Origin of the sequence: Micromonospora sp. WMMD729, assembly GCF_049315225.1 — a bacterium.
Taxonomy (GTDB): domain Bacteria; phylum Actinomycetota; class Actinomycetes; order Mycobacteriales; family Micromonosporaceae; genus Micromonospora.
Genome location: NZ_CP186059.1, coordinates 5,461,518 through 5,474,092 on the forward strand (window position 1 = coordinate 5,461,518; position 12,575 = coordinate 5,474,092).

Consider the following 12,575-nt stretch of genomic DNA (forward strand, 5'->3'; position numbering starts at 1 on the left):
CGACACAAGGGGCACCGCACCCATTTCGGCGACCGAAACTGCAAGATCGACGCGGGTGGGTGCGGCCAGGTCACCCGGCAGTTCGCGGGGTTCGCCCGGTGGGCTTGGCGGGGTGGCAGGCTCGGGCTGTGGGCGTGGTGTTCGGGAGGGTGGTCGGGGTTGCGCGGAGAGTGCCCGTCTGGCTTCCCCCGGCGCTGCTGACCCTGGCGGTCACGCTGACCGGGATCGGCTCGGCCCAGCTCTGGCGCGACGAGCTGGCGACCTGGAGCGCCGCCACCCGGTCACCGGAGGAACTCGCGCGACTGGCCGGGACCATCGACGCCGCCACCGGGCCGTACTACCTGTTCATGCACGTCTGGGTGCTGGTCGTCGGGGACTCCACGATCGCCCTGCGGGTGCCCGCCGCGGTGGCGATGACGGTCGCCGCCGGGTTGCTCGCCGTCCTGGGCGCCTGGCTGGTCGATCGACGGGCCGGCCTGTTCGCCGGGCTGCTGTTCGCGGTGCTGCCCAGCACCTCCCGGTACGGGCAGGAGGCCCGCCCGTACGCCCTGGCCACCGCCCTCGCGGTGCTCGCCACCCTGTTGCTGGTGGCCGCGCTGCGCCGGCCGGGCTGGGCCCGTTGGGCCGGGTACGCGGCAGCCGTGGCCGCGCTCGGGCTCACCCACCTGATCGCGCTCACCCTGCTGGTCGCGCACGCGGTGGTCGTGCTGATCTGCTGGTGGAGAGGCCCCGCCGTGGCCGGCGTCACCGGGCCGACCGGCGCGCAGACCGGCGGACCCGGGACGATCTCCGCGACCGGCGGTCGGGACCGGCGGATGTGGCGCTGGGCGGTCGCGCTGGTACCGGCCGTGCTGGTGGTGACTCCGCTGCTGTTGCTCGCCCGCGCGCAGCGGTCGGAGCAGTTGAACTGGGTGCACCTGGTCCGGCCGGACGACCTGAGCGCGCTGCCGGGCGGGGTGGCCCAGAGCAGCGTGGTGGGCGGCCTGCTGGTCGGGGTCGCCGCGCTCGGCGCGGCCCGGCTCGGACGGCGTGCCGTGCTACCGCTGGGCGCGGTGCTGCTGCCGGTCCTGCTGCTCTTCGGGGCCGGCGCGGTCGTACCCCTGTGGGTCCCTCGGTACCTGGTCTTCGTGGTGCCGTTCGCCTGCCTGCTGGCCGGCGCGGCGCTGGCGTCGGTGCCCGCGCCGGCCGCGCCGGCCGCGCTGGCCGTGGTGGTCCTGGCCGGGCTCCTCGGCCTTCCCGACCAGGCCGCACTGCGGCGGACCCACGAGTGGCCGCGCAGCGCGCCGGTGGACTACGCGGGGGTGGCACGGGTGATCGCCGACGGCCAGCGCCCCGGGGACGCCGTGGTCTACTCCCCCCGGCACAGTTGGCTCTTCCTCGACCTCGGCATCGAGTACCACCTCGACGACCCGCCACGGGACGTGCTGGTCACCGAGGACGAGGTCGCCCGGGGCGACCTGTGGGCCGCCGAGTGCCCGCAGCCGGCACAGTGCCTGGGCGGTACGACGCGCGTGTGGCTCGTCGTCGCCGGACGGCACGCCGAGCCGCTGGCCGCCGTGCCGGGCGCCAAGGGCGACGCGCTGCGCGCGCGGTTCACCGTCACCCAGGTCTGGCCACGCCCGGGCCTGACGGTCGCGCTGCTGACCAGCCGGTGATCGACGAGCCACCGGGCGGACGGGCGCGTCGGCCTGATCGCTCGGCAGGCGGCGCCGGGCCCGACGGCCCACCCACGCGGCGTCGCCTGACGACCTCATCGCCCAGGAGGCGCGGTCGGCCACTGCGAGGAGGTTGATGCCGGTGAGTCATCTTGATGACTCACCGGCATCACGCTCATTCCGCTATCCGCTCCCCGAAGGGGCCGCCGGCAGTGGGCGGCTCAGACCTGGGAGCGGCCGTCAAGACCGCTGCGGCCCAACGGCACCACGAGCAGCGCCTCGGTGCCACCGTCGACGCCCGCGCGCAGCTCGATGGTGCCGCGCAACTCCCCCGTGACCAGGGCCCGGACGATCTGGAGGCCGAGTCGGCTGCCGCGTTCGGCGTCGAACTCCGGCGGCAGCCCGCGTCCGTTGTCGGTCACCGAGACGTGCAGCATCTTGCGGAACCGGTGCGCCGAGACGACCACCTCGGGCCGCAGCGCCGGGTCGACCTCGGGTGCGGCGACCGGCACCATGCCCGAGGCGGCCGGCACGGGCTCGTCGGCCTCGTCCGACGGTGGGAACCCGTGCTCGACGGCGTTGAGCAGCAGTTCGTTGAGGACCATCACCAGCGACGTGGCGATCTCGGCGGGCAGTACCCCGAAGCTGCCCTGGCGGCGCATGCCGACGCTCACCTCGGTCGCGGCGACCTCGGTCGCCGCGCTGGCGACCCGGTCGACGATGCCGTCGAACTCGACCGCCTCGTCGCTGGACATCGAGAGCGTCTCGTGCACGAGGGCGATCGAGGCGACCCGGCGGACGGACTCCTCCAGGGCGACCCGGGCCTCCGGCATGGCCACCCGGCGGGCCTGCAACCGCAGCAGCGCGGCCACCGTCTGGAGGTTGTTCTTCACCCGGTGGTGGATCTCCCGGATGGTGGCGTCCTTGGTGATCAGCGCCCGGTCCCGGCGACGGACCTCGGTGATGTCCCGCACCAGCACCAGCGCACCGATCGGTACGCCGGCGGGCATCAGCGGGAGCGCACGGGTGAGCATGGTGGCCCCGCGCGCGTCGATCTCCCGACGGGGTGGGGCCTCGCCCCGCAGCGCGGCCAGGATCCCGGTCGCCGCCTCGGTGCCGTCCAGCGGGTCGCCGGCCAGCCGGCGGTGCAGCGCGGCCAGGTCCTCACCCACCAGGTGTGCGGCGTAACCCAACCGCCGGTACGCCGACTGGGCGTTCGGGCTGGCGTAGGTGACCTTGCCACCGGCGTCCAGGCGTACCAGGCCGTCACCGACGCGGGGCGCGGACGTCGTCTCGCCCGGGTGCCGGGGCGGCGGGAAGGTGCCGTCCGCGATCATCTGGGCGAGATCGTCGGCCGTGGTCAGGTAGTTGAGTTCGAGCTGGCTGGGCGTCCGCGCGGTGGAGAGGTTGGTGTCCCGGCCCACCACGGCGATCACCTCGCCGGCCTCGCCGTCGGCGGTGCGCAGCCGGACCGGGATCGCCTCGTGCCGGGCCGGCACGTCGCCGTACCAGACCGGGTCGCCCTCGCGCCAGATCCGCCCCTGCGAGTAGGCGACCGCCAGGTGGGCCACCTCCGAGCCCCCGATGATCCGGCCCACCTGGTCGTCCTGGTACGCGGTCGGCGCGGTCGTCGGGCGCACCTGGGCGACGCAGAGGAACGTGCCGTCGGCGTCGACCGGCACCCAGAGCAGCAGGTCGGCGAAGGACAGGTCGGAGAGCAACTGCCAGTCACCGGCGATCCGGTGCAGGTGGTCGATGTCGGCCGGACGGAGGTGGGTGTGCTCCTCGGCGAGGTCGCGCAGCGTGGACACGGTGACCAGGGTGCCACGCCGCGCCACCCCTCACATCGTCGCGGTGACCTTCTTCAGGCCACGCGGCGCGTCCGGGTCCTCACCACGGGTCAGCGCCAACGCCAGCGCCAGCCGCTGCAAGGGCAGGATGTCCAGCAGCGGGGCGTACCGCTCGTCGACCTCCGGAACGGCGAGCCGCGCGGTGCCCGGCACGTCGGCGGAGCCGACCACCACCACGTCCGCGCGGCGCTCACCGAGGCGGGGCAGCACCTCGCCCATCGACCGGCCGCCGGGGCCGGACCCGACCACTGCGAGCACCGGAACCTCCGGGTCGGTCATCGCGAGCGGGCCGTGCAGCAGGTCGGCGCCGGAGAAGGCAAGCGCCGGCAGGTACGAGGTCTCCATCAGCTTCAGCGCGGCCTCGCGGGCCGTCGGGTAGGCGTACCCCCGGCCGGTGGTGACGAGTTGGCGGGCGAAGCGGTACCGCGGCGCGAGCTGGGCCGGGGTGTCGTCGGCGAGGGTGCGGGCGGCCAGGTCGGGCAGTGCGGCGAGCGCCTCGCGCTCGACCGCCGGGAGCGCGCCGTCGCCGGCCCGGATGCCCTCCACCAGCATCAGCAGGGCGAGCAGTTCGGCGGTGTACGTCTTCGTCGCCGCCACCGCGCGCTCGTGCCCGGCGGCGATGTCGATGCTCAACTCGGCCGTCTCGACCAGCGGGGAGTCGGGGGCGTTGGTCACCGCGAGGGTGAGCGCGCCGGAGGCCCGCGCGGCACGCAGCACCTCGGCCAGGTCGGGTGAGCCACCGCTCTGGCTGACCCCGACGACGAGCGCGTCGGACAGGTCGGGACGCGCGCCGAAGAGGGTGACCACGCTCGGCGAGGCGAGCCCGGCGGGCAGGCCGAGCCGGATCTCGGTCAGGTACGCCCCGTAGAGGGCGGCGTGGTCGGAGGTGCCCCGGGCGGTGAAGACGACGTGCCGAGGCCGACGCTCGGCGACCACCGCGGCCACCTCGGCGATCGCCGCCGCGTTGGCGCTGTCGAGCAGGCGCGCGTAACCGGCGGGTTGCTCGTTGATGTCGGCGGCCATCCCGGACCCTGCACGTGACACGGACACTCCCCTCCTGCGCGATTGCCGCGCGTTTCCTGCTCAGTCTTGCACCCTTCTGCCGTTCACAGCAATTATTCGAGCAGTAGTGCGCAGTTGATCACTTGATCATCTCAATATCAACTACGCTGGCCCCGCCGAGAAACTGCGACGAGAGGACACCGTGCCCGAGGGAAGGGACAACCCCGCGCTCTCCGCGACGGAGGAGCTGGCCCTGGCCCGGCTGGCACTGGGCGAAGGTGACCTCCACCACGCCGCCCGCCACCTCGCCGGTGCGCTGGCCCGCGCCCCCACCCTGCCCGAGGTACACGAGACGCTGGCCCACCTCGCCGCGGCCGACGGCGGAGGTCTCGACCTCTTCCCGATCAACCACCACACCTTCGTGGGCGCGGTCGTCGCCCGCGCACACCTGCTGGCCGCCGCCGGCCGCCCCGCCGAAGGACTGGAACTGCTCGCCGCCGCGACCGGTCACGCGCCCGGCGCCGAGTGGGCCGGCGTGCCCTGGGTGACCGCGCCCGAACTGGCCGAACGGCTGGATCCGGACCGCCTGGCGCGCGTCCTCATGCAGGTCTGCGCGGGGCTGGGCGACCCGGTGCCACGCGCCGGTCGGGCCGCCCTCACGCCGTACCTCACGCTGGCCCGCAACGCCGTCACCGTCCATCCGGACAACGGGACGCTGCTGGGCGCGGCGTCCGCGCTGGCCCGGCGTCTCGGCGAGGTCGCGCTGGCGATCCGCTGGGCCAGCCGAGGGGTACGGAGCCAGCCGTCGAAGATGGGCGAGGTCTGGCTCGGGTACGCGTACCGCAGCGCGGGCCGGACCCGCGACGCCCTCGCGGCCCTGTACCGGGCGGTCGACCTGGACCCCGACGACCTGGCCGTCTACGCCGACATCGCCGGCACCCTGGCGGACATCGGGCGGCTCGACGACGCGCTGGAGTGGACCGAGCGAGCGCTGGCCCGGGACCCGACGTTCGACTGCGCGGTGCACACGACGCACCGCCTGCGGCACCTGCGCGACGGCGACGTGTCCCACCTCGTCGCGCTCGCCGACTTCATCCGTGACCACCCGGACGACAGCCACGAGCACGGCGATCTGGCCCAGTGCTGCCGGGGACGGCCGTGGCTCGGGCAACTGACGCCGGCCGGCGGCCCGCTGCTGGACGCGCTGCGCCGGGCGGTCGCCGACGACGACAACGGTCTCGGCGGCGTCGTACGCCTCGCGGCGGCAGCCCCACCGAGCGCCCTGCGGACCGCGACGTCGGTGGCGCCCGGGCTGCGGATCGAGGTCGAGGCCGAGAACGCCGTCGATCCGGACCCGCGCGAGCCCAGGCGCGCGTCCGGGCGGCGGCTCTGGACCTTCACGGGGCACCTGCCGACGCCCGCGCTCGCGGCCCCGTCGGCGACGGCGGTCGAACGGATCGGTCAGGTGACGCAACCGGCCTGGCCGCACCCACCGGCCGCCTACGACGCGGCGGTGGGCCTGGCCGGTCTCGACGTGGACGACCTGCTCGGGCTGTTGGTGCACCCGCCCGCCGCGCCGGCCAACGCGCTGGGCCGGCTGCTGGCCGCCCAGGACCCGTCGATCTGGGTACGCGGGGTGCAGGTGTGGGCCTGTCTGGGGCTGCTGCACCAGCGCACCGACGAGCCCTGGGACGGCTCGACGAGACGACAGGTGCTGCTCGACCTGGTCTGGGGTGTGGAGGACTGGGTCACCGAGGCGGCGCTGTTCGCCCTGGTCACGGCCGCCTGGGTGGACCCGGCGGCACGGGCGGACGTGGCCCGGGTGGTGGCGGAGCGGTTGGCCGACGCGGCGACGGTGACCCGGACGCGGCCGGTGCCGATCGCGACCTCGCTGGCCCACCTCGCGCTGGCCGCCCCCGCCATCGACCCGGCCACCACGGCCCTGGCCACCCGGATGCTCGGCGAGCGGGCACCCCGCCTGCCCCGGCCCCGCAACCCGCTGCGCCGGCTCTGGCAGCGTCTGACCCACCGCCGCTGAGTCTTCCGCCCGTACGCGAGAAGCGCCCCGCCACTGTCGTGGCGGGGCGCTTCTGGTGGAAGGTCAGGCCACCGGGGCCTTGCCGAGGGCCACCTCGGCCTCCTCCTCCGGAGTCGCCTGCGGCGGCGCCTCGTTGGCGGTACGCAGCGGGATCTCCTTGATGAACCAGGCGAGCACCGGGATCACCACGGTGAACAGCACGGCCCAGAGGAACACGTGCGAGATCGCGTCGGCCAGGCCGCTGAGAACCAGCTCGCGCGCCTGGGCGGGCAGCTGCTTGAGCTTCTCCAGGTCCATCCCGCCGCCGCTGGACTCGCCGCCGAAGGCCGCGCCGGCGGCGGAGTCGGCCAGCCGGTTGGCGAAGATCGCGCCGAAGAGCGAGATGCCGAACGAGCCGCCGATGGACCGGAAGAACGTGGCCGCGCCGCTCGCCGCGCCCAGGTCCTTCTGCTCCACGCTGTTCTGCGCGATCAGCATCGAGGTCTGCATGAGGAAGCCCATGCCGACGCCGAGCACGACCATGTAGAGCGAGGACGTCAGCTTGCTGGTGTCGGTGTCGAGCATCGACAGCAGCGCCATGCCGCCGGCCATCACCACACCACCGATGATCGGGTACGCCCGGTACTTTCCGTTCTTGGTGATCGCCCGACCGATGGCGAGCGAGACGACGAGCATGCCGAACATCAGCGGCAGCAGCAGCAGACCGCTGTTGGTGGCCGAGGCCCCCTGCACGGTCTGCTGGTACAGCGGCAGGAAGTTCATCGCGCCGAACATCGCGAAGCCGAGCAGGAAGCCGATCACCGAGATCAGCGCGAAGTTACGGTTGGCGAAGAGCGTCAACGGCAGGATCGGCTCCGGTACCCGGCGTTCCACCAGGCCGAACGCCACCAGTGCGACAAGTGCCAACGCGGCCAGCCCGAAGATCTGCGGCGACGTCCAGTCGTACTCGTTGCCGCCCCACGTGGTGATCAGGACGATCGCGGTGATGCCCACCGAGAGCAGCCCGGCGCCGAGCCAGTCGATCCGGTGCTCGGTCCGGTACTTGGGCAGGTGCATGGTGGTGATGAGCACCAGCAGCGCGAGGCCACCGAGCGGCAGGTTGACGTAGAACGCCCACCGCCAGGAGAGGTTGTCGGTGATGAAGCCGCCGACCAGCGGACCGGCCACCATCGCGATGGCCATGATGCCGGCGATCATGCCCTGGTAGCGCCCGCGCTCGCGGGGCGGGACCAGGTCACCGATGATCGCCATCACGCCGACCATCAGACCGCCCGCGCCGAGGCCCTGCACGGCCCGGAAGGCGATGAGCTGGACCATGCCGTCCTCGGGCCCACCGAACATCGAAGAGCCGGCCATACCGCAGAGGGCCGAGCCGACGAGGAAGATGCCGACCGAGGTCAGGAAGACCGACTTGCGGCCGTAGAGGTCACCGAGCTTGCCCCAGATCGGGGTGGAGACGGTCGTGCCCAGGACGTACGCGGTGACCACCCAGGTGAAGTGGTTGAGACCGCCGAACTCGCCGACGATCCGCGGCAGCGCGGTGCTGACGATCATGTTGTCGAGCATCGCGAGCATCATCGCGATCATCAGCCCGAACAGCACGACCCGTACATTGGGTCGCACGTCGGCCTGGGTTGCCTGAGTCATGGGTAAGCTCCCCCCGAGGATTGTCGTACTTACTTGCCGCCCGGCTAGTCACCTTACTAGCCGCACGGTAAGTTGGGTACCAACTAGCGGTCAACCGAATTGGAGGGCGTGGGTGAGGGAGAGCACAGGCGGCACCCGAGAGCGGATCAAGGCCGTCGCGTTGGAGCTCTTCACCGAGCAGGGCTACGAGAAGACCTCGCTGCGGGAGATCGCCGAACGCCTCAACGTCACCAAGGCCGCGCTCTACTACCACTTCAAGAGCAAGGACGACATCGTCGCCAGCTTCGTGGAGGATCGGCTCGACCAGATGGACGCGCTGACCGCCTGGGGCGAGTCCCAGCCGGCGACCCTGGAGACCCGCCGCGCGCTGATCTCCCGCTACGCCGACACGATGTTCGGCGGCGACATGCCCTCGGTGATGCGCTTCTTCGAGCAGAACCAGACCGTGCTCAAGAGCCTCTCCTCCGGCCAGCAGATGCGCGGCCGGATGATGCAGCTCGCCAACGCGCTCTGCCGCGGCGACGACTCTCCCGCCGCACAGCTCCGCGCCGCGCTGTCCCTCTTCGCCGTGCACACGAGCTGGTTCGCCGTACGGGCACCCGGCATCACCGACGCCGAGCGCCGCCGGCTCGCGCTGGAGGTCGCCGACGAGTTGCTGGCCGCCATCGGCACGCCACGAGACGAGGACGCGACCCCGAGCAGCACGGCCGACGCTCGCGGCTGACCGCGGCACTCAACCCTGGGGCAGTTCCCGCCGCAGGCCGAGCAGGTCCACGCCCGGCACCGGCGACCAGTCCCTCTCCGGGGTCCGGACGAACCCGAGCCGCTCGTAGAGCCGATGGGCCGGTACGGCCATCCCCGCGCGGACGCAGATCACGACCGCCGTGCAGCCCAGCTCGGCCGCCCGGTCGACACACGCCTGGGCCAGTGCCGCGCCGACGCCCCGCCCCTGGGCCGCCGGGTCGACGGCAAGCATGCGGAACTCCGCCTCACCCGGCCCGGACAGCTCGGCGAACGGGGTGCCCGGCAGCACGAAGGTCACCGAGCCGAGCACCGCGCCGGTCGCCTCGTCCACCGCAACCAGCATCGCGCCGGCGGCGGCCCGGGTCGACACGTCGGACAGCACCGCCGCGTACCCGTGCTCGCCCTTGAGCTGACCGTCCGCCTCGTACGCGGCCACGGTCAGGCGGGCGACCGCCGGGAAGTCGGCCGGATCGGCCAGTCGGACCAGGATGCCGGTCAACCGATCACCGCGATCAGGTCACCGTCCTGCACGACGTCACCCTCGTGCACGGCGAGCTGCTGGACCACGCCGTCGGCCTCCGCGACGACGGGGATCTCCATCTTCATCGACTCGAGGATCACCAGGGTGTCGCCCTCGGACACGGTGTCGCCCGCCGACGCGACGACCTTCCAGACGTTCGCCACCATCTCGGCGCGGATCTCCTCGGCCATGTCCACGGCCCTCCCTTTTCGCGATGTGCCTGCCGACGTATCCAATCACGCGAGGCTGGGGCGTGGGTGCGCAGCGGCGCGGTCGGCCCCGGGGGGAGGGACGAGGTGCCGGTCGCACTACCATCAGCGGGTCGGACCCGACGCCGGGCGGCCGGTGGGTGCAACCGGCGCGCGGCCGCGCGCGAGACGGATCCGACCCATCACGAGGAGGTCAGTATGGCGAAGAAGGCCCGCAAGAAGAAGGCCCGCAAGAAGAGCAGCGCGAACCACGGTAAGCGCCCCAACTCCTGAACGCGCCGACGGGCGGACAGCCCGTCGACGGTCAGCTCAGCCCCGGCCGAGGCCGGGTACACCGGTGGCCCGGGTCGGCATCGACCCGGGCCACCGGTGTACGTGCTTCGGTACGCGCCGAGGCTCAGTCGGCCAGCTCGCGCGAATCGCTGGTCTCGAAGACCACCAACTCGGTGAGCTTGACCCGCAGCCGCTCACGCAGCTGATCCGGCGCGGTCTCGTTGCCGCAGCAACGCGCGACCAGCGCCCGCACCTCCTGCTCGAGCCCGTACTCGCGCAGGCACGGCCCGCACTCGTCGAGGTGGTGCCGGATCAGCGCGCGCCGCTCGTCGGCGCACTCGAGATCCAGGTAGAGGTAGACCTCCGCGAGCACCTCGCGGCAGTCCGTCTCGTGCGGCTCTCCACAGCTCACGTCACACCTCCCGGCCGGCAGCGGCAGCGGTCGAGCCCTTCGCGGACCGGGCCGGGCTGAAGCCTCGCTCCGCGGCGTACTGCTCGAGCAGCTTGCGCAGATTACGACGGCCACGGTGCAGACGCGACATCACGGTGCCGATCGGCGTGCCCATGATGTCGGCGACCTCCTTGTACGAGAAGCCCTCGACGTCGGTCAGGTAGACGGCCAGGCGGAACTCCTCCGGCAACTGCTGGAGGGCCTCCTTCACGTCGCTGTCCGGCAGCCGGTCCAGTGCCTCGGTCTCCGCCGAGCGCAGACCGCTGGAGGTGTGCGACTCGGCCTCGGCGAGCTGCCAGTCGGTGATCTCCTCGGTCGGCGCCTGGATCGGCTGGCGCTGCCGCTTGCGGTAGGAGTTGATGTAGGTGTTGGTCAGGATCCGGTAGAGCCAGGCCTTCAGGTTCGTGCCCTGCTCGAACTGGTGGAAGGCGGCGTACGCCTTCAGGTACGTCTCCTGGACCAGGTCTTCGGCATCCGCCGGATTACGCGTCATGCGCAGCCCAGCAGCGTAGAGCTGATCGACGAATGGCATCGCGTCCCGCTCGAACCGGGCCCTGCGCTCGTCCGTCTTCTCGGTGGTCAACCGCACATCCCCTCGCGTCGGATGCTTTCCCGCCGAGGATACGCGCACGGACCTGCCCACAGATTCACTTCCGGCCGGTGTGCTCGTGCTCACCGCACCCAACCCGCCCGGTCCCGCTGTCACGGGCCAGTCCGGACCAGCCAGCAGCCGCCGTAGCTGCCGGGCGTCCCGCTCGTCCCGTTCCAGGCTTCGTGTCTCGGTCGGCACCGGTCACCCCCCTCGCAGAAAAGTCGTCCGGGGTTAGTAACGCGAGATGACCACTGGGGCATTCCGTCCGGCTCTCCCGTTCCTGGTCCCGGCCCCGGTGACGCCGGCGCTGGGACCAGGAAGGGCCTGGGAGGACTGGCACCACCTGTCCGGATCGGACCGGCGGCACCATCGGATGCAACGACCCGCGCCCGGCACCGGAAACGGTCGGCCGATCAGTCCGAGGTCCACCCGTGGGAGCGCAGCCAGTCCCGTACCACCGCGCCGGTCCCGGCCGGGTCCCGCCGCAGGTCGTGCGTCTCCCCCGGCCGGGTCACCACCTGCACACCCGGCCCGGACTCCGGAACGCCGAACGGGTCCCGGTCGCCGTTGACCACGAGCGTGGGCAGGCCGGTGGCGAGTTCGGCGGCCCGGGACCGCTCCGGCTTGCCGGGCGGGTGCAGCGGAAAGGCCAGCGCGAGGACACCGGCCGCGCCGACCGCGCCGGCCGTCCGGCAGGCGACCCGCGCGCCGCTGGAACGGCCGCCGACCAGGATCGTGGGTACGTCGGCGTACCGCTCGCGCAGCGCGGCCAGCACCGCGGTCCAGGCCTCGTCGAGGTGCCCGGCGGGAGCCGGCGCGCGACGACCGGCGACCCGGTAGGGCTGTGTCACCCGGATCACCGTCAGGCCGGCGGTCACCGCCGCGTCCCGCACCGCGAGCAGGTCGGGCGCGTCCACGCTGCCGCCGGCCCCGTGCCCGAGCACCAGCAGGGCGACCGGCGGCCGAGCCGACGCCGCGCCGGCCGGACGGCCCGGTGCGTCGGTCGGCCCGGCCGGCGGGTCGGTGTCGATCCGCGCCGGACCGCGCGGGGTGTTGATCTCTTCGCTGGGCGGCACCGGCCCATTCTGCGCCGACCGGACCGGTCAGCGCGCTCGGTTCACCACCATGGTCAGCTCAGCGGCACCAGGGTGAGCAGGCGATCGCGCACCGGAGGCCCGGCGTCGTCGGCCGCGTCCGGATCGGGCTCGACCTCGCCGCGCCAGGCGACAAGCATCGCCCGCCGCTCGCGGGGGGTGGTCGCCCCCCACACGCCGTGGCAGTCGCCGACCTCCAGTGCCCATGCCAGGCAGGAACCCTGCACGTCGCAACTGCGGCACAGCGCGACTGCGGCATCCGCCGGTTCGTTCGGCGCCGGAAAGAACGTCTCCGGATCGACGCTCTGGCACGTCCCTCTGGTGCGCCACGCCTCGTCCTGCCGACGTTCCCGTAGCGCCCGTAGCAGCCGCGGATCTCTGCGTGCCGCCGCAACCTCGTGCGGGCGGGGCATACGCGCCCGTGTCATTTCACCCACCTCCCCCGTGGGACCGGCAGGATCGGTGAAGTCGTCCGCCCCGTGCGAATCGACAGCCACTAC

General features: G+C 72.9%; 13 protein-coding genes. 4 read left to right on the plus strand and 9 right to left on the minus strand.

All coding sequences use genetic code 11. From position 1 onward, the window contains the following. Positions 1-149 precede the first annotated feature (149 nt). Positions 150-1,655, plus strand: a complete 1,506-nt coding sequence (locus ACN263_RS24975; RefSeq protein ID WP_422740816.1) for a glycosyltransferase family 39 protein — start codon at positions 150-152, stop codon at positions 1,653-1,655. A gap of 221 nt (positions 1,656-1,876) precedes the next feature. Here ACN263_RS24975 and ACN263_RS24980 read toward each other — a convergent pair whose 3' ends face one another. Both ACN263_RS24980 and ACN263_RS24985 read right to left on the minus strand, forming a co-directional pair. Then, positions 1,877-3,466 carry a histidine kinase N-terminal domain-containing protein gene (locus ACN263_RS24980; protein ID WP_422740818.1) on the minus strand — a complete coding sequence of 530 codons (1,590 nt, stop codon included), beginning with the start codon at positions 3,464-3,466 and terminating at the stop codon, positions 1,877-1,879. Positions 3,467-3,496: 30 nt separating this feature from the next. Next, positions 3,497-4,528 (minus strand): SIS domain-containing protein, encoded by a 1,032-nt coding sequence (locus ACN263_RS24985; RefSeq protein ID WP_422740819.1) that lies wholly within the window; start codon positions 4,526-4,528, stop codon positions 3,497-3,499. Positions 4,529-4,709: 181 nt separating this feature from the next. Here ACN263_RS24985 and ACN263_RS24990 point away from each other — a divergent pair, with 181 nt between their 5' ends. Then, entirely contained in the window at positions 4,710-6,545 is a 1,836-nt protein-coding gene (locus ACN263_RS24990; protein WP_422736744.1) for a tetratricopeptide repeat protein, read from the plus strand. Positions 6,546-6,608: 63 nt separating this feature from the next. Here ACN263_RS24990 and ACN263_RS24995 read toward each other — a convergent pair whose 3' ends face one another. Continuing rightward, positions 6,609-8,192, minus strand: coding sequence for an MDR family MFS transporter (locus tag ACN263_RS24995; protein ID WP_422736745.1), 1,584 nt, complete (start codon positions 8,190-8,192; stop codon positions 6,609-6,611). A 112-nt stretch (positions 8,193-8,304) separates the two neighbouring features. On the opposite strand from ACN263_RS24995, the gene ACN263_RS25000 reads away from it, so the two are divergent. Next, positions 8,305-8,916 (plus strand): TetR/AcrR family transcriptional regulator, encoded by a 612-nt coding sequence (locus ACN263_RS25000; RefSeq protein ID WP_422736746.1) that lies wholly within the window; start codon positions 8,305-8,307, stop codon positions 8,914-8,916. A gap of 9 nt (positions 8,917-8,925) precedes the next feature. Here the strand turns inward: ACN263_RS25000 and ACN263_RS25005 are convergent, their stop codons facing one another. Next, the gene (locus ACN263_RS25005; protein WP_422736747.1) at positions 8,926-9,435 is read right to left on the minus strand and encodes a GNAT family N-acetyltransferase; all 510 of its coding nucleotides are present in this window, start codon (positions 9,433-9,435) and stop codon (positions 8,926-8,928) included. Next, positions 9,432-9,653 carry a biotin/lipoyl-binding carrier protein gene (locus ACN263_RS25010; RefSeq protein WP_007464729.1) on the minus strand — a complete coding sequence of 74 codons (222 nt, stop codon included), beginning with the start codon at positions 9,651-9,653 and terminating at the stop codon, positions 9,432-9,434. The genes ACN263_RS25005 and ACN263_RS25010 overlap by 4 nt, the downstream gene beginning before the upstream one ends. A gap of 210 nt (positions 9,654-9,863) precedes the next feature. On the opposite strand from ACN263_RS25010, the gene ACN263_RS25015 reads away from it, so the two are divergent. After that, positions 9,864-9,938 carry a 50S ribosomal protein bL37 gene (locus tag ACN263_RS25015; RefSeq protein WP_369752275.1) on the plus strand — a complete coding sequence of 25 codons (75 nt, stop codon included), beginning with the start codon at positions 9,864-9,866 and terminating at the stop codon, positions 9,936-9,938. A gap of 124 nt (positions 9,939-10,062) precedes the next feature. Here ACN263_RS25015 and rsrA read toward each other — a convergent pair whose 3' ends face one another. From rsrA to ACN263_RS25035, 4 genes are all read right to left on the minus strand, one after another. Beyond that, entirely contained in the window at positions 10,063-10,350 is a 288-nt protein-coding gene (rsrA, locus tag ACN263_RS25020) for a mycothiol system anti-sigma-R factor (RefSeq protein ID WP_355050536.1), read from the minus strand. Position 10,351: 1 nt separating this feature from the next. Beyond that, positions 10,352-11,179 carry a sigma-70 family RNA polymerase sigma factor gene (locus ACN263_RS25025; RefSeq protein ID WP_422736748.1) on the minus strand — a complete coding sequence of 276 codons (828 nt, stop codon included), beginning with the start codon at positions 11,177-11,179 and terminating at the stop codon, positions 10,352-10,354. A 215-nt stretch (positions 11,180-11,394) separates the two neighbouring features. Continuing rightward, entirely contained in the window at positions 11,395-12,057 is a 663-nt protein-coding gene (locus ACN263_RS25030) for an alpha/beta family hydrolase (RefSeq protein WP_422736749.1), read from the minus strand. A 53-nt stretch (positions 12,058-12,110) separates the two neighbouring features. Continuing rightward, positions 12,111-12,503 (minus strand): WhiB family transcriptional regulator, encoded by a 393-nt coding sequence (locus ACN263_RS25035; protein WP_422736750.1) that lies wholly within the window; start codon positions 12,501-12,503, stop codon positions 12,111-12,113. Positions 12,504-12,575: the final 72 nt, after the last annotated feature.

What these genes read in the sequence shown, in the direction of transcription:
- ACN263_RS24985 (WP_422740819.1), bottom strand. Translation starts at nt 4,528, where the DNA reads ATGGCCGCCGACATCAACGAGCAACCCGCCGGTTACGCGCGCCTGCTC.
- ACN263_RS24995 (WP_422736745.1), bottom strand. Translation starts at nt 8,192, where the DNA reads ATGACTCAGGCAACCCAGGCCGACGTGCGACCCAATGTACGGGTCGTG.
- ACN263_RS25035 (WP_422736750.1), bottom strand. Translation starts at nt 12,503, where the DNA reads ATGACACGGGCGCGTATGCCCCGCCCGCACGAGGTTGCGGCGGCACGC.